The sequence below is a fragment of the Pedobacter sp. SAFR-022 genome, assembly GCF_051965375.1.
Taxonomy (GTDB): Bacteria; Bacteroidota; Bacteroidia; order Sphingobacteriales; family Sphingobacteriaceae; genus Pedobacter.
This window is the reverse complement of the sequence record NZ_JBQCME010000001.1, coordinates 1214173-1230193: the sequence shown is the minus strand read 5'-3', so window position 1 is coordinate 1230193 and position 16021 is coordinate 1214173. Positions and strand designations below refer to the sequence as shown.

The 16021-nt window shown below is 43.3% G+C and carries 19 protein-coding genes and 1 tRNA gene; 12 read left to right on the top strand and 8 right to left on the bottom strand.

Annotated elements, in window-relative coordinates; genetic code table 11:
• Nucleotides 1-16 precede the first annotated feature (16 nt).
• Nucleotides 17-484 (bottom strand): RES family NAD+ phosphorylase, encoded by a 468-nt coding sequence (locus tag ACTHQF_RS05400; RefSeq protein WP_440428889.1) that lies wholly within the window; start codon nucleotides 482-484, stop codon nucleotides 17-19.
• Nucleotides 485-486: 2 nt separating this feature from the next.
• Complete coding sequence (gene parS / locus ACTHQF_RS05395) at nucleotides 487-1056, bottom strand: type II RES/Xre toxin-antitoxin system antitoxin (RefSeq protein ID WP_440428888.1); 570 nt, start codon at nucleotides 1054-1056, stop codon at nucleotides 487-489.
• Between the two features lie 162 nt (nucleotides 1057-1218).
• Between parS and ACTHQF_RS05390 the strand changes: the two genes are divergently transcribed.
• From ACTHQF_RS05390 to ACTHQF_RS05370, 5 genes are all read left to right on the top strand, one after another.
• Nucleotides 1219-1770 carry a hypothetical protein gene (locus tag ACTHQF_RS05390; protein WP_440428887.1) on the top strand — a complete coding sequence of 184 codons (552 nt, stop codon included), beginning with the start codon at nucleotides 1219-1221 and terminating at the stop codon, nucleotides 1768-1770.
• A gap of 19 nt (nucleotides 1771-1789) precedes the next feature.
• Nucleotides 1790-2359, top strand: coding sequence for a Crp/Fnr family transcriptional regulator (locus tag ACTHQF_RS05385; RefSeq protein WP_440428886.1), 570 nt, complete (start codon nucleotides 1790-1792; stop codon nucleotides 2357-2359).
• A 96-nt stretch (nucleotides 2360-2455) separates the two neighbouring features.
• Entirely contained in the window at nucleotides 2456-2890 is a 435-nt protein-coding gene (locus ACTHQF_RS05380; RefSeq protein WP_440428885.1) for a carboxymuconolactone decarboxylase family protein, read from the top strand.
• A gap of 63 nt (nucleotides 2891-2953) precedes the next feature.
• Complete coding sequence (locus ACTHQF_RS05375; protein ID WP_440428884.1) at nucleotides 2954-3529, top strand: sugar O-acetyltransferase; 576 nt, start codon at nucleotides 2954-2956, stop codon at nucleotides 3527-3529.
• Nucleotides 3530-3718: 189 nt separating this feature from the next.
• Entirely contained in the window at nucleotides 3719-4267 is a 549-nt protein-coding gene (locus tag ACTHQF_RS05370; protein WP_440428883.1) for a thioredoxin family protein, read from the top strand.
• An 84-nt stretch (nucleotides 4268-4351) separates the two neighbouring features.
• Here ACTHQF_RS05370 and ACTHQF_RS05365 read toward each other — a convergent pair whose 3' ends face one another.
• On the bottom strand, nucleotides 4352-6058 hold the full coding sequence (locus ACTHQF_RS05365; protein WP_440428882.1) for a glycoside hydrolase family 3 protein: 1707 nt from the start codon (nucleotides 6056-6058) through the stop codon (nucleotides 4352-4354).
• 374 nt (nucleotides 6059-6432) lie between these two features.
• Between ACTHQF_RS05365 and ACTHQF_RS05360 the strand changes: the two genes are divergently transcribed.
• From ACTHQF_RS05360 to ACTHQF_RS05345, 4 genes are all read left to right on the top strand, one after another.
• Nucleotides 6433-7035 (top strand): porin family protein, encoded by a 603-nt coding sequence (locus tag ACTHQF_RS05360; RefSeq protein WP_440428881.1) that lies wholly within the window; start codon nucleotides 6433-6435, stop codon nucleotides 7033-7035.
• Between the two features lie 99 nt (nucleotides 7036-7134).
• Complete coding sequence (locus ACTHQF_RS05355) at nucleotides 7135-7584, top strand: hypothetical protein (protein ID WP_440428880.1); 450 nt, start codon at nucleotides 7135-7137, stop codon at nucleotides 7582-7584.
• Nucleotides 7585-7593: 9 nt separating this feature from the next.
• The gene (locus ACTHQF_RS05350; protein WP_440428879.1) at nucleotides 7594-8388 is read left to right on the top strand and encodes an inorganic diphosphatase; all 795 of its coding nucleotides are present in this window, start codon (nucleotides 7594-7596) and stop codon (nucleotides 8386-8388) included.
• Nucleotides 8389-8440: 52 nt separating this feature from the next.
• Nucleotides 8441-9952 (top strand): GNAT family N-acetyltransferase, encoded by a 1512-nt coding sequence (locus tag ACTHQF_RS05345; protein ID WP_440428878.1) that lies wholly within the window; start codon nucleotides 8441-8443, stop codon nucleotides 9950-9952.
• A gap of 144 nt (nucleotides 9953-10096) precedes the next feature.
• On the opposite strand, the gene ACTHQF_RS05340 is transcribed toward ACTHQF_RS05345, so the two are convergent.
• The 4 genes from ACTHQF_RS05340 to ACTHQF_RS05325 form a co-directional block, all read right to left on the bottom strand.
• The gene (locus tag ACTHQF_RS05340; RefSeq protein WP_440428876.1) at nucleotides 10097-10390 is read right to left on the bottom strand and encodes an Atu4866 domain-containing protein; all 294 of its coding nucleotides are present in this window, start codon (nucleotides 10388-10390) and stop codon (nucleotides 10097-10099) included.
• A gap of 183 nt (nucleotides 10391-10573) precedes the next feature.
• Nucleotides 10574-10661 (bottom strand) — tRNA-Ser (locus ACTHQF_RS05335).
• A gap of 47 nt (nucleotides 10662-10708) precedes the next feature.
• Nucleotides 10709-12139, bottom strand: coding sequence for a pyruvate kinase (gene pyk, locus ACTHQF_RS05330; RefSeq protein WP_440428875.1), 1431 nt, complete (start codon nucleotides 12137-12139; stop codon nucleotides 10709-10711).
• A gap of 139 nt (nucleotides 12140-12278) precedes the next feature.
• A complete protein-coding gene (locus tag ACTHQF_RS05325; protein WP_440428874.1) occupies nucleotides 12279-12698 on the bottom strand; it encodes an IPExxxVDY family protein in 420 nt (139 codons plus the stop codon).
• A gap of 157 nt (nucleotides 12699-12855) precedes the next feature.
• On the opposite strand from ACTHQF_RS05325, the gene ACTHQF_RS05320 reads away from it, so the two are divergent.
• Genes ACTHQF_RS05320 through rnc form a run of 3 tightly spaced genes read left to right on the top strand, consistent with a single transcriptional unit; the run spans nucleotide 12856 to nucleotide 15129 of the window.
• Entirely contained in the window at nucleotides 12856-13092 is a 237-nt protein-coding gene (locus ACTHQF_RS05320) for an acyl carrier protein (protein WP_091367661.1), read from the top strand.
• Nucleotides 13093-13121: 29 nt separating this feature from the next.
• Nucleotides 13122-14375: a beta-ketoacyl-ACP synthase II gene (gene fabF / locus ACTHQF_RS05315; protein ID WP_440428873.1), complete on the top strand. Its 1254-nt coding sequence runs from the start codon at nucleotides 13122-13124 to the stop codon at nucleotides 14373-14375.
• 31 nt (nucleotides 14376-14406) lie between these two features.
• Entirely contained in the window at nucleotides 14407-15129 is a 723-nt protein-coding gene (rnc, locus tag ACTHQF_RS05310; protein ID WP_440428871.1) for a ribonuclease III, read from the top strand.
• Between the two features lie 90 nt (nucleotides 15130-15219).
• Here the strand turns inward: rnc and ACTHQF_RS05305 are convergent, their stop codons facing one another.
• The gene (locus ACTHQF_RS05305; protein WP_440428870.1) at nucleotides 15220-15954 is read right to left on the bottom strand and encodes a hypothetical protein; all 735 of its coding nucleotides are present in this window, start codon (nucleotides 15952-15954) and stop codon (nucleotides 15220-15222) included.
• Nucleotides 15955-16021 lie beyond the last annotated feature (67 nt).

The following is a 16021-nucleotide window of genomic DNA, read 5'->3' as shown; positions in this document are numbered from 1 at the left end:
TTTTTACAACGTCTTTTTAGGGATTTGCTTTTAGCCTTGGATCAAACGTGAATTTAGATATTTTAACGATCTCAATTTTAGAGAACGCTTGATGTTCTGGATTTAATAGATAGTTATATTCTAAGTCGATGATCGCTGATGGAACCTTTAAAACGGCAGACTTTCCTCCGCAAATCCATTTCTCCCCAAGTTCTTGCGTGATGGGGTAATTTACAATGGCTGTCCAGTCGTAATTTAGATGTTGAAGTTCTTCAATGGTAATCTCTTCGATTGAAATTGAATCATCTATACTAATAATGCTAACAGAAAAATCACCTGTAGACATTGACGCACCATTTTTATGAACAAGCGACTCAAGGCAAGACAAGGCAAGGCTTCCACCTGTATATAATACTCGGACGCCAGCTGAATTCCAACGTGCAGCTGTACCTGGTGGATTTAATGAATTTGCATATTTAGTTTGAGTGATTCTATAGACCAACATTCCTAGACCGTGATGCCGTAATCGATTCTGATTAACTCATCCATGACCATGTTGATACCTGTAATTGTGTCTAGTAAATCAACTGGGCGAGCGGTAAGCCCAATACTTTCATGGGACATCCAACTCTTGAATTCCTCAAGTGAACCAAACGTATCCATTCCTTTGTCGAAAAGCTGAAAGAGCTGAAGGATATGTTCACTAAGCCCTGTGTTAAGTTCAGTTCCGGTCTTTATATGCTTCCTTAATGTCGGTTCTGTAAGATCTAGAATACTTGCCACGGTGGCTTGCGTCGCTCCAGTAATTTCGATCAAGTCACTAATTGCATGCGCCTCTAGCCCTTTTTTAATTGTAGTTAGTTTTTCTACTGGTGATTTAAAGGCTTTCCTATATGAATTCAACAAACTAACTGCTCGGCTTGTATTTCGGTAGGAGACTTCAACTTCAAATAATTGATTAGAATGGCTCTTTGATGTGACTGCCTGCCCAGTAGTACCTTTAGAGGAGCCTACCTTCGAGTTTACTTTCTTGTTAGTCAATTTATCTGGGTTGTAGAGTCCCTTTTTCGCGGCCATATCTAAATATAATTATTTACTATTATTAACGAAAGATTTTTCGAATTGTTTTTCAAAAGTGCTGTACAATAGTTACTTCTGCGCTTTCAAAAGCAAAACTTAACAGATATTTTTACCTTAGCCTGCAACTAATCTCCTGTTTGCTTCGTCATACCTAAAAACATGATGATGAAAACGTTTACTTCTAAATTTCCACTATTCCTGATCATTGCGCTTTCAATGTTCAGCCTTACCACACAGGCGCAGGACAAAACCAAAAGGATCGGCAATAAACCACGTACCGGCACCAGCAACACCAGCTTCGCCGTAAATAGGGGACATCAGATCGGCATCAAAATGAATGCTGGTCGCAAGAATGTTCAATTGTTGAGCCTGGATTTTGGTGTCGAGAACAGCAAACAAGAGCCGATTGACATCAAGGTGAATGTGTACCAGTTTAAAAAGGAACAACCAACAGAGAACCTTGCTAAAGGCCCGATCCTCACTAAAATCCCTGCAGGCAAAAGCCGCATGAACATAGACCTTGCTAAATATGACATCCAAGCCAAGGGCGATATCCTGGTAGCTATCGAGTTCCTGGACACCAAACCAGGAAATAATCCAATATTCTCGATAGGCTTGTTCAACGGCGGCACTTACCGGTACCAAGGCACCGAGTGGAAGAAAATGCCGGTTGCAGGTGTAGATTTTAACGTGATGGTGAAAAAGCTGTAACTTAAGGCCAAACAGCCGTATGTACAATCCACTCTTTAACCACGTCCATAAATTTACCAGCCTGAATGACGAGGAACAGGCGGTTCTTGGAAATATGCTGAGAACCGCTTCTTTTAAGAAGAAAGCATTTCTACATGAGGCTGGTGATGTCTGCCGCGCCAACTACTTTGTAGTTAAAGGCTGTTTAAGGCTGTATTTCATAGACATCAAAGGTGCTGAACAAACCACGCAGTTTGCAATTGAAAACTGGTGGATCTCAGATCTAACCAGTTTTCTCTTTCAGAAACACTCTGATTTCTACATCCAGGCTGCAGAAGCTACCGAAGTTATCGTAATAGATCGCCAACATTATGACGAACTGTTTGAAAAGCTTCCAAAAATGGAGAAATACTTCAGGTTGATCTACCAGAAGTTACATCAGGCTTCCCAAATTCGAATCAAATACCTTTATAGCCAAACCGCCGAAGAACGATACACCAACTTCAGCAGTTCCTTTCCTGAATTTGTACAACGGGTACCACAGTACATGCTCGCCTCCTATTTGGGCTTTACACCGGAATTTTTAAGTAAAATCCGTGCAAAGAAGTAATCAGAGATTTATGCGCTCATCCCTGCTTTCTTAAACTACATTAAGTTTTTTCTTGCCCTGACTGCGGACCTTTGAATCGAACTAAAAATCAAAGTCATGGAAAGCAGAATTAACATCCAGAAAGTAGAGCCGGCAGCATACCAGGCCATGTTTGCACTAGAAAAATATCTATCGACAAGTAAGATAGACCCCATCTTGCTCGAACTCATTAAAATGAGAGCCTCACAAATCAACGGCTGTGCCTTTTGTCTTAACATGCATTCAGCAGATGCACGCAAGCTTGGAGAAACCGAACAACGCTTATATCTTTTGAATGCCTGGAGCGAGACAACTTTGTTCACAGCTCAGGAGCAAGCGGTTTTGGCGCTAACAGAAGAAGTAACCCGCATAAGCAATCATGTTTCAGATGAAACCTACGCTAAAGCCGCAGCATTTTTTGAAGAGAAAGAATTGGCGCAGATCATCATGGCCATTGTGACCATCAACGCATGGAACAGAATTGCAATAACTTCAAAACTCATCGTCGCTTAGCATTATCGCCTATTTTAATGAACAATGAAGATCAATCATTGTTCATTAACCTAAATTTGGCCCATGAAAACAGAACTTCAAAAAATGCTTGATGCTGAGCTATATAATGCCAATGATCCCACCCTGGTGGAAATGCGTGAAAAAGCCAGGAGCCTGCTAGGACAGTACAACCAGCAAATGGGCCAGCCCTTGGAAACACGCAACGAAACACTAAAACAACTCTTAGGCTCCTGCAGCACCATAGATATTCAACCACCTTTCTTCTGTGACTACGGAACCCACATCACTGCTGGTGAAAACTTCTTCATGAACTTTAATTGTGTGATCCTGGATTGCGCGCAGGTTACCATTGGCAAAAACGTCATGTGCGGCCCCTATGTGCAGATCTATACCGCATATCATCCACTTGCGGCTGAAGAGCGCATCAAAGGTCCCGAACTGGCTTCGCCAATTACCATTGGTGACAATGTCTGGATTGGCGGGGGCGCTATCATCTGTCCTGGTGTAACAATCGGCAACAATACGACAATAGGTGCAGGTAGTGTGGTGACTAAAAATGTTCCAGACAATGTTTTTGCTGCAGGTAACCCCTGTCGTGTGATTAAGCAGATTAACCCTGATCCAACGAAGTTCGTCTAATTTAATGCCCTTTAGAGCGGCACCATTGACACTCATTACAAGCAGCTTACAGCAACACCCATCAAAATAAATTTACTCTATAGAAACACTCGGCTTTATTATTGTATTTACCTTTGATCATTAACTAAACCAACAAAAAACCAGGAAGCAATTCAGGTTGCTTCAGCAATAAAATCAAATTTTAAATACATGAAAAAACTAATCTTTTCCCTGGCTCTTGCATCGGTATTCTCCATCAGCGCATTCGCGCAGAATGCGCCTGCACCTGCTAAGGAAGCTGCAAAAAAAGAAGCCGTAACCATCTATAATCCGCAGGCAAACGCACAAGCAGACATTGATGCTGCGGTTGCAAAAGCTGCAAAATCAGACAAGAACGTATTGGTACAAGTAGGTGGCAACTGGTGCATTTGGTGCATCCGATTCCACGACCTTGTAAATAAAACCCCTGAGCTGAACAAATACCTTAATGATAACTTCGAATGGGTACTGGTAAACTACAGCCCTGAGGTAAAAAATAAAGCGGTCTTAACCAAATTGGGCAACCCTGGCCGTTTCGGCTATCCTGTATTCGTAGTATTGAACAATAAAGGTGAGGTGCTGCACATTCAGGATTCCGGTTACCTGGAAAGAGATGCAGAAGAAGCTAAAGCTGAAGGTCCTGGTCACAGTGTGAAAAAGATCCAGGGATTTCTAAAGAACTGGACCACTGCAGCGGTTAAAGCACCTGCTAAATCTTAAGGAACAATTTCAGATCATATAAAAAAGAGGCCTGCGCGATTATCGTGCAGGCCTCTTTTTTATATACCAGTTTAACAATGCCTGTTATTCCCCGTCCCCATATTTGAAGAAGGTGTTTACAGAAACCGGTAGCTTGCCTGTAGCCTCAAAAGCATGACTAAGTACCGAAGCCGCTGCCTTCTGCATAAAATCTTCTTTTTGATATGCAATTAGCAATGCTTTGCTGTTCTCCAGTCCAGCCCAGCTTGCCAGGTTATATGGATTCGCAAATATTGCAAAAGCAGTGTTGCGCTGTGCTAGATCTTTCATGAACATTTTCAAGTCAGCACTTAGTGGCATACCATTCCCGGGTCGATTGCGGGTATCATGAATGCCAACAATTATCTGGTCGAACATACCAAGCTCACGCATCACCTTGGCAATTGCATTAGCATTTGCATTTTTATCCAAGGTGAACATCACGGCATTCGGATAGGTGCTAGCCAGGGAATGCTGGAAAGTCGTGACATTTGGTGTACCAATACTAATCACTGCAGTGCGCTTCTGTTTGTCAAAAGATTTGATGAATTGCTTGCCCCGTAACATGGTCATAGAAGCATTTGCAAGTTCCTGCACCAGCGCGTGGCTTTCCGGGCGATTAACATCTGCAGCCACGTTTTCCAGTCCGATCTCCGGTTCGGTATTCAGGCCAGCATAATACTTAGCGGTAAGGATCTTCTTTACACTCTCATCAATTCTTTCCATGCTGATCCTGCCGGATTTTACCGCCTGGCGTACCAGCTTGATGCTCCTTCTGGTATCTTCAGAAAGTTCCAGAATATCATTACCGGCCTCAATTGCCCTGATATCTGCTTCGCCTTCTTTAAAGTACTTTACCACACCTTTCATCTCCATAGCATCAGAAATGATGATGCCTTTAAAGCCAAGCTCTTCCTTTAGTAATCCCGTAACAATCGGTTTGGATAATGTTGACGGTAAGTTTGGTGTATTATCCAGAGAAGGGATACTCATGTGTGCGATCATTACCCCTGAAGCACCTTTTGAGATCAGATGTTTGAAAGGATAAAGCTCCAGGCTATCCAGACGTTCTTTCGTGAACTTAAGCTGCGGAAGATCATGGTGTGAATCTACATCGGTATCGCCATGTCCCGGAAAGTGTTTAAGGCTCACCAATAATCCGCCATCCTGCATGCCGCGCATATAAGCTTCCGACTTGGCCGCGACGTTATATTTGTTTTCCCCAAATGAACGGTAGTTGATCACCGGGTTGCCGGCATTGTTGTTTACATCAACATCAGGTGCCAGGTTCATGTGCATGCCGATCCTTTTGAAATCTTTGGCAACTTCTAGTCCCATCTTATAGATCAAGCTGGTATCCTGAACAGCACCCAAGGCCATCTGGTAGGGATAGGAAACCGTGCTATCCAGACGCATGCCTAAACCCCACTCTCCATCCAGCGTTACCAACAAAGGTGTGCGCGCTTTCTTCTGGTAAGTGCTGGTTAAGTTCGCCTGACGGCCGGGACCACCTTGAAAGAACACCAGTCCACCAACTCTTGCACGACGGATAAACCTGCCTACAGAATCTTCATAGTTTTTGTCGGCGTTGGTTAATGCCCGGATGAAGAACATCTGCGCGATCTTTTCGCGTTTACTCATTTTATGGAATACGGAATCAACCCATGCATTAGGCTCCGCTAAGGTTTGTAGATAAGATTTTTGCTGTGCGTTAACCTGGGTCGCTGCGCCAAATAGCAGCATGGTAAGTAAGGCGTATCTCTTAAATTTCATTACAGGGTTTAAAATAAGCTGCTAAATTATGAAAAGCGGGTGAACAATCGGCTATGGTGATCTGCTACTGCAATTATCGGTCTAAACTGCTGCTGAATCCGCCAAACGCCGAAAATAAACCAAGAATGTATCAAATTCGATACACTTTTAGATGCCAGAAATATCATCTTCAAAGCGCTGACAATCTCCACTAATATGCCACCCATTACTATTAGAACACGTTTTTAGGCCTGTTATTGAAATTCCGCCTCTTCGCTTGGCACATTTCTTTCATAGCTATGATCGAACACAACATGAAACGATCATGATCTTCTAGTGCGTCGAATTAGCTTTTAAGATCAGGATAGAATCATCAAACAACAAAATTGAAGCAAATGAAAAAGATTTTTATTCTAGCTGCTGGTCTGTTTATCGCAGGCGCAGCAAATGCACAAAGCCCGGTTAGATTTGGCGTTAAAGCAGGTGTTAACATTGCAAATATCATCAAAGATGATGGTGATAATTTCAATACTGAAGGTAAAACTGGTTTCAACGCTGGTGTAACTGCAGATATTCCATTAACGGAAAGCGTATCCTTTACGCCGGAGGTATTGTTCGCTCAAAAAGGTTATAAATTGACCAACAACTTTGGCGAATACTCACAAACTACAAACTTTATTGATATTCCAATTTTAGCCAGCGTAAGATTAGCAGGCCCATTGGACCTTGTTGTTGGTCCACAGGTATCATTCCTGTTGTCTACTAAGAACAAGTTTGAAACTGGCTATGGTTCTGTAGAGGACGTAAATGAAAACAGCGATCAGTTTAAGAAGAGCTTACTTGGTGGTGTGATCGGTGCGCGCTACGGCTTAACAGAGAACCTTGATATCCACGGTCGTTATGCATTGGACTTCCAGAAAAACAATGAAAACGGTACTACAAACACCCCTGAATTTAAAAACCAGGTATGGTCATTTGGCTTAGGTTATAAGTTCTAAGCACCGCCGTTTATAAACCTATGAGAAACCCCGACCAATTGAATTGGCGGGGTTTCTCGTTTTTGAAACAATTTACTGGCCTTGAACCTTTTTATATGTATGAAACTAATCAACGCATTAATAGGTGGATTTGCTGGCGCCATTGCGCTGAACATCCTGCATGAAACGGTAAAACGTTATTACGAGAAAGCGCCCCGCATTGATCTTTTGGGTGAGGAAGCTTTGGAGAAATCGATGGAAGCAGTTGGCGCCGAACCCCCGGAAGGTGAAAACCTTTACCTGGCTACACTTGCAGGCGATGTAATCAGTAATGGCCTATACTATAGTGCCATCGCTATGGGTGGTACCAAAAACATATATATAAAAGGTACGGTTGCAGGCCTTGCCGCAGGGATCGGTGCACTGGAGTTGCCCGGACCAATGGGCTTAGACGACCTACCCGTTACCTATTCCAGCCCTACCAAAGCACTTACGGTAACGTGGTACCTTGTTGGCGGACTGGTTGCTGCAACAGTGATCAATGCATTGGAAAATAAACGTAAAATTTAAACACTGCCTATGCGGGTGATCATTGAAACACCAAAAGGTCAGGGTCAGAAGTACGACTTCGATCCTGGAACAGGCAATTTCATGCTGAAGAAAGTCATGCCTGCGGGTATGGTATTTCCCTTCGACTTCGGCTTTTTTCCAGGTACCGTGGGTGGCGATGGTGACCCGGTGGATGTGCTGGTGCTTGCGGAAATCGAAACTTTTCCGGGATGTATGATGGACTGCCGGGTCATTGGCGCCATCACGGCTGAACAGCAGGAAAGAGATGGCAAGAAGATGCGCAATGACCGCTATCTCGCCGTGCCGGAAGTCTCTGTACTGTATGCAAGCATTGATTCCCTGGAGGAACTGCCTGAAGATACCCTTAATCAGCTGGAAGCTTTTTTCGCCAATTATAATAATCAGGCCGGAAAGAAGTTTAAGGTATTAGAACGCGTTGCTGCGGAGAAGGCGCGGAAAATGCTGGAAGCCACAGCAGACCGCACATTGCAGCCACAACGGCTGATCCAGATCTACCTGCCACTATATGATCCATCAGGCGAAGCCTTACCAGAAAGTCTTTTCAAACAGATCAAAGAAACGCTTACGGAGAAATTCGGTGGACTAACCATGTACACCCGGTCTCCGGCGGAAGGCCTTTGGAAAGAAGAACAAGACAAGACGGTTAAAGACGACATCCTCATCTATGAGGTGCTGGCCCCGGAACTGGACAAAGACTTCTGGCTCGCCTATAAAGAAAAACTTAAAAAGCTGTTTAAACAGGAAGAACTGCTGATCAGCTGCGCATCTGTGACCATTGTGTAGTACCTTCGCCAGCATGCATCAGCAAGTTTGCTGAAAATAAAAGCATTACAATATGAATATTGAAACTAGAAAACTTACCCTGAATGATTACCACGACCTTAAAGAGTCGATGGAACAAGCCTATGATACCATGGGTGGTCAGATCTGGAGTAAGGACAGCATTGCCAAACTACTGAACCTGTTCCCCGAGGGACAGCTATGTATATCCGTTGATGACAAAGTGGTGGCCTGCTCACTATCTATTATCGTTGATTACGACGAATATGGCGATAAACACACGTACCGCCTGATTACTGGAAACTACACTTTCTCTACACATAACCCGAATGGGGATACCCTTTATGGCATAGAGATCTTTGTTTCACCAGATTACCGCGGATTACGTTTGGGCCGCAGGCTGTACGAAGCGCGTAAGGAACTTTGTGAGAACCTGAACCTGAAGAGCATCATTGCCGGAGGCCGAATCCCCGGCTATCATGCCCATGCGGAAACGCTAACCCCTAGACAGTACATCGATAAGGTAAAGGCAAAGGAACTTTACGACCCAACGCTGACCTTCCAGATCTCCAATGATTTTCACGTGCGTAAGGTGCTAAAGAACTATCTCCCTGGGGATCATGAATCGCATGAATTTGCAACACTGATCGAGTGGAACAACATCTACTACCAAGGCATTGACGCTTCGGCACGTTCCGCTAAAACCATCCGCATTGGACTGGTACAATGGCAGATGCGCCTCTTCCCAGACATAGACGCATTCTATGAACAGGTGGAGTTTTTCGTAGATACGGTAAGTGGTTACAAATCTGATTTTGTTGTGTTCCCGGAATTCTTCAACACGCCACTGCTCGCACCTTATAACCACCTTTCAGAAATGGAGGCTATGCGTAAGCTTGCCGAAATGACACCTGATATCGTGCTTAGGATTCAGGAGTATGCCGTTTCTTATAACGTGAACGTGATTACAGGCACCATGCCGGTAGTTGATGAGGACAATAAGATGTACAATGTCGCTTACCTCTGCCACCGCAGTGGAAAGACGGAGGAATACCGTAAGGTACACATCACCCCGAATGAACAGAAATACTATGGCATGGTGGGTGGAGATAGCATTCAGGTGTTCGACACGGACTGCGGTAAGGTTGGTATCCTGATCTGTTACGACGTGGAATTCCCGGAATTAAGCCGCATTCTGGCGGATCAGGGCATGCAGATCCTCTTTGTACCATTTCTAACTGATACCCAAAATGGCTATACCCGTGTACGTCATTGCGCACAGGCCAGAGCGATTGAAAACGAATGCTACGTAGCTATTGCTGGTTGCGTAGGTAACCTGCCGAAGGTGAATAACATGGATATCCAGTTTGCACAATCCGCGGTATTTACACCATCAGACTTTGCCTTTCCAACCAATGCCGTGAAAGCGGAAGCAACACCAAACACGGAAATGGTACTTGTGGTGGACGTTGACTTGCACCTGCTTGATGAGTTACATCATTACGGAACGGTTAAGACCCTTACGGATCGCCGTTCAGACCTGTACCGCGTTAAACTTTTAAAGTAGCGCATATAGCGCTGCTACAGGTTCGGACCTTGTTCGCCTCTTGACCGCCTATTCTTCGCCTATTGTTCGCCTATGCTTCGGCTCCAGCCGGAGAAAACCTGAACAATAGGCGTTTTAAAGGCGTTGAAGGTGCTTGCCTGTTTTCTATGCCATGTTAGTTTTTGGGAGCTTTGTTACCCCTTCTTTGTACAGAATCATTCCTGCGTGGTACAAGATGCCCTCCCGGAATTCTCCATCAGCAATGAAACCGGTGTCATCTTGATAGTCGATGTGGTTACCGGTAACCTGATAACTGCCACGATACGCGTTTTTGCGCTTTCCTCTAGCTTCATCGTACCTGTTATTCGATAATAGTTCATGTCGGATATAGCCGTCTTCAGTGACCCACATCCCTAGGTATTCTTTTGTTTCTTCAATGGTTTTGTTTGTTTGTGTCATTTGAAACATCAGTTTGTTCGTGATTTTGATAACGCAAATTTACAGCTGAAGTGTTGGGTGGGGCCTGCGACAAACAAATGGAAAGCTGCAGATTTCAAACAGGATGAGTTCCTGGAAATTGATTAAGGGAGTACTAAAAACAAAAAGCCCGTTGATTGCTCAACGGGCTTTGTTTTTTTACTGCGGAGAGAGAGGGATTCGAACCCTCGATACCCTTTTGAGGTATACACACTTTCCAGGCGTGCTCCTTCAACCACTCGGACACCTCTCCTTTTCGGATTGCAAAACTATAAAAATTTTGCAATTTATATTATCCGATTAATCGATTGTTGTAATCTTTACCATATTGGTTTTACCCTTACGCTCCATTGGAATCGCTGCGGTGTTGATGATCACATCACCTTTCTTGATCAGCTTTTTGTCTTTCAAGAACTGGTTTACATCAATGATGGTATCATCAGTGCTCTCAAACTTATCGTAGTAGAAGCCTTGAACACCCCATACCAGGCTTAAGCTGTTTAACAAACTTCTGTTGCTGGTGAAGATATAGATCAATGCATCTGGTCTGTGGCTAGAGATTTCGTATGCCGTGTAACCGCTTAAAGTCATAGATACGATACCTACTGCTTTGGTTTGCTTAGCCAGGAATACTGCTGAATCACATACTGCATCACTTAGGAAAGTTTCAGCGCTTGACTTAAGGTACTTATCTGCATAGAACGGATAGTTGTTCTGCTCAATGTTCTGGATGATTTTCTGCATGGTTTCAATTACGATCAATGGAAACTCACCTACAGAAGTTTCACCGCTTAACATCACGGCATCAGCACCATCTAATACAGAGTTAGCAACGTCATTTACCTCTGCACGTGTTGGACGTGGGGTGGTGATCATGCTCTCTAGCATCTGTGTTGCAACGATAACTGGTTTAGAAGCTGCACGACATTTGTTAACGATCATTTTCTGTAACAATGGAACTTCTTCCATTGGCATTTCAACACCAAGGTCACCACGCGCAACCATTACAGCATCTGAAGCAGCAATAATGGCATCTATATTAGCAATCGCCTCTGGCTTTTCAATCTTGGCTACAACCTTAGCTGTTTTGCCTCTTGAAGCGATGATTTCTTTTAATTCGTGGATATCGTCTGCTGTACGAACGAAAGATAAGCCGATCCACTCTACGTTGTTCTCCAGTACAAAGTCAAGGTTCTTGCGATCTTCAACAGTTAAGGAAGGGATAGAAACCTTAGTGTTCGGAAGGTTCACACCTTTTCTGCTGGTCAGGATACCACCGTGAACAACCTCACAAACCACTTCATCCTGAAGATTGGTTTCCACCACACGTAGCTGCAGTTTACCATCATCTAAAAGGATGATTTCGCCTGCTTTTACATCCTGCGGGAAAGTTTCGTATGTAATATATATGCGTTCCTCGTTACCAATGCATTCTTTAGTGGTGATGGTGGTACGGTTACCATTAACCAGGTGAATTCCACCGTCTTGTACCATACCAATGCGGATTTTAGGACCTTGTAAATCAGCTAAAATACCAACGTTATAATCGTATTTCTCGTTCAGACTTCTGATGGTATCCAAAACTTCCTGGTGAACAGCTTGTGAGCCATGGGAAAAGTTTAGGCGGCAAACATCCAATCCTGCATTGAACATACTAAATAAAACTTCTGGTTTCGCTGAGGCAGGGCCCAAAGTGGCCACAATTTTTGTTCTTGAATGAAAAGGTTTCATTGGAATTTACTTTTATTAATGTTGGATAAACAGCGCTAAAATAAAAGGTGATCACCTAAAATCCTGCTGCTTATTCGTTAATTTACTGTTTATTGCAAGATTCAAATATAGTGTATTTAATACACCGCTGGTGTAAAAATTACATAACGAGGTTTTCCCTCGACTTCAGCTTTAATGGGTCGACCTGCACAGCGAGCTGTATATCAGGTATTTGGTTTAAACCCTTCAACATTAAATCCAGATCTTCCGCATCGATATAATTGTGTACAACAAGGAAATAATCGACTTTGTTCATTTCAGGAATTAAAAACCCTTCAGGATTTCGATTGTTAACAATGAAGTAAACGTTACCGCCTTGTTCGGCTTCAAATTGGTACTTGGAGAAGGCTAAGGCAGGTTCGTCTATGTTGAAATAGACTTCGTGATCGTCGATTTTACTGAAGTTGTAATTGAGCCTTGTATTAATTTTGTGGCAAAGCACATAATCTTTCAAAGGCGCCGTTATTGCAATCAGTGTAAAGTCTAGATCGAGGGATAATTTTAAGTAAGTCTTGGTCAAATCAGATTAATTGCTTTAGACCACGAAATTATAAAACTAATTCTAACTTTGCCGTTTGAAATAAAACAATAGGAACCCAGAGAAATAAAAACATTTGAAATGTGTTAGAATTTATTTTTCTTTGCACTGAATTATTTAACCATTAAATTATAACATTATGTCTGATATTGCTTCAAGAGTTAAGGCTATTATCGTTGAAAAATTAGGTGTTGATGAAAACGAAGTTACCCCAGAAGCTTCTTTCACTAACGACTTAGGTGCGGATTCATTAGATACTGTAGAGTTGATTATGGAATTCGAAAAAGAATTCAATGTAGCAATTCCAGATGATCAAGCTGAAACCATTGGTACAGTTGGTCAAGCAGTTGCTTACTTAGAGAAAAACGTAAAGTAAAACATACGGTCTCCGTATAATCCGTATAAATGGAATTAAAAAGAGTAGTAGTTACAGGTTTAGGTGCGCTCACTCCAATTGGTAATACCGTCCCGGAATACTGGGACGCTTTGCTGAATGGTGTGAGCGGCGCTGGGCCAATCACAGGTTTTGACACCGAAAAATTCAAGACTAAATTTGCATGCGAGCTTAAGAATTTCAATCCTGAAGAGTTCATGGATAGAAAAGAAGCACGTAAGCTTGATCCATTTGTCCAGTATGCAATTGCTTCTACAGATGAGGCAGTTAAAGATAGTCAACTTGATTTTTCTACCCTTGACACCAACCGGATTGGTGTGATCTGGGGCTCTGGAATTGGTGGTATTAAGACATTCCTTGAAGAGATGCGTAATTTCTTCTCTGGCGATGGTACCCCAAGGATCAACCCTTTCTTTATTCCAAAGATGATTATAGATATTGTTCCAGGACATATATCTATTAAATATGGTCTTCGCGGACCAAACTTCGCCACAGTTTCCGCTTGTGCTTCTTCTACCAATGCCATGATCGACGCGTATAACTACATTCGTCTGGGCATGACTGACCTGATCATTTCAGGGGGTTCTGAAGCTATTATCAACGAAGCTGGTATTGGTGGATTTAATGCTATGCACGCTCTTTCGACCAGAAATGACGATCCTGCAACCGCTTCCCGTCCATTCGACAAAGACCGTGAGGGCTTTGTAGCGGGTGAAGGTGCCGGTACCATTATCCTGGAAGAACTGGAACACGCGAAAAAACGCGGTGCTAAAATCTATGCTGAAATTGTTGGTGGTGGCATGAGTGCAGATGCAAATCACATTACCGCGCCACATCCTCAGGGTCTGGGTGCTAAGATGGTGATGAGCAATGCTTTGAATGACGCGAGAATGAACACTTCAGACATTGATTACATCAACGTACACGGAACATCTACCCCACTGGGTGATATTTCAGAAATCAGTGCGATTCTTGATCTTTTCGGAGAACATGCCTATAACCTGAACATCAGCTCAACAAAGTCTATGACCGGCCACTTATTGGGTGCTGCTGGTGCTATAGAAGCCATTGCAGCGATATTAGCGGTTAAGAATGACATTGTTCCGCCTACGATCAACCACTTTACAGATGATCCGCAGTTTGATGCGAACTTAAACTTCACGTTTAACAAGGCTGAAAAACGTACTGTTCGTGCTGCATTAAGTAACACATTCGGTTTTGGTGGTCACAATGCATCTGTAGTATTCAAAAAGTACGAAGCGTAAAAAATGTTGGTTTCTTTAACAATGACAGGCGTTGCTTAGACTTTATAAGCTTTATTTCTCGGCTGATAAGGTTTTTATCAGGAAGCTTAGGAATATTCTAGGCTTCATTCCCGGAAATATTGTGCTCTATAAGATGGCTTTCAGACATCGCTCTGTTGCCAGATTGTTAAAGAATGGTAGCAGAAGCAGCAATGAGCGTCTGGAATTTCTGGGTGATGCCATCTTGGGCTCCGTTATCGCTGAGCTGCTTTTTAAAAGCTATCCTTACAAGGAAGAAGGCTTCCTGACTGAAATGCGCTCCAAGATTGTTAACCGCGCAAATCTGAACCAACTGGCCCGTAAAATGGGTTTCGATCAATTGATCGTCTTCGATCAAAAGATGGTTAATATGCAGTCAAAGCATCATTCTATGCTGGGTGATGCTTTTGAAGCATTAGTTGGTGCCGTCTATTTAGACAAGGGCTACGATTTCACTAAAGAATTCCTGCTGAAACGGATCGTGAAGCCTTATATCGACATCCATACACTGGAGCAAACAGAAACGAATTTCAAGAGTAAACTTATTGAATGGTGCCAGCGCCAGGGTAAAGATTTTACCTTCGAAGTGGTGGAGAACGATGCCGGTGAAAGCTCCAAACTTTTTACCATACATGCCATTGTAGACGGTGATATTGTAGGTGTTGGAAGAGACTACAACAAGAAAAACGCCGAGAAGCTTGCTGCCGAAAAAGCATGTGAAGCGCTTGCCATCTAGATTTTCATTCCCCTCTTTTCTTGCTTGGGTAGCTTAGCCGATCCCCTAAGATTGCCTTGCCGCTCCCTGTTATCAGGCTTAAGCTGATGCTTATTTGCCTGACTTATTCAGTGTATCGGCATATTGGGCATAAGAATCCCGGATGTGTTTGATGGCATCGTAGGTGGTCCAGTTTTTTGCTTTCTCGTATTCAGGCCGGTAGTTCAACATGAAGTTTTCGAGGTCTTTTCCAGTAAGCGGCGTATTCTTCTTGATGAGTTCTTCATTGAAGAAGCCGTCTATCTGAGACTGCTGCATCTCATTGTTGTAGTACCTGTTGAAGCGTTTTGCATTTTTCGGTGTTTTGCCGAAAAGCTCATAAATGGCCGTGAGTGGAGTAAAGATGTAAGAAAGCAATGGTGGTTTGCCGGCGTAAAAAGATCCCTTGTTCCGGAAATCTTTTTTTACGGCGTTGAGCTCCTCTTTCCTGGTCTGCCCATAGATATTTACGGTATTCAGCGTGGTACGGTTCATCCTTACCAGCACATCCTGCTGTGAGGTGACGATGATTTCCCGGTCGCCGAAGTCTCTTTTTACCACCACCAGCGTATCGCCGATAGCCGCTTTAATTTGGAAGATCCCGAGATCATTACTGCCTACCACGAACTTGTTCCGCTTATTGGTAATTTCGCTTAAGGCGATGCGATTGTTACTGCCATTTTCCATGACTACACCGTTAAGCTGAAACTCCTGTTGCGCAAGCGCCTCGGCCTCTGGAAAAAGGCTAAAAGCAGACAGGCTAAGAAGATAGATCAGTCGACGCATCATGTAAGTGGTAACGTGCAAAATTACATTTTGTTAAGGAGCTTTGAAGTTAAATTATGTTAAATGCCAATAGCGGCGCAATATTGAG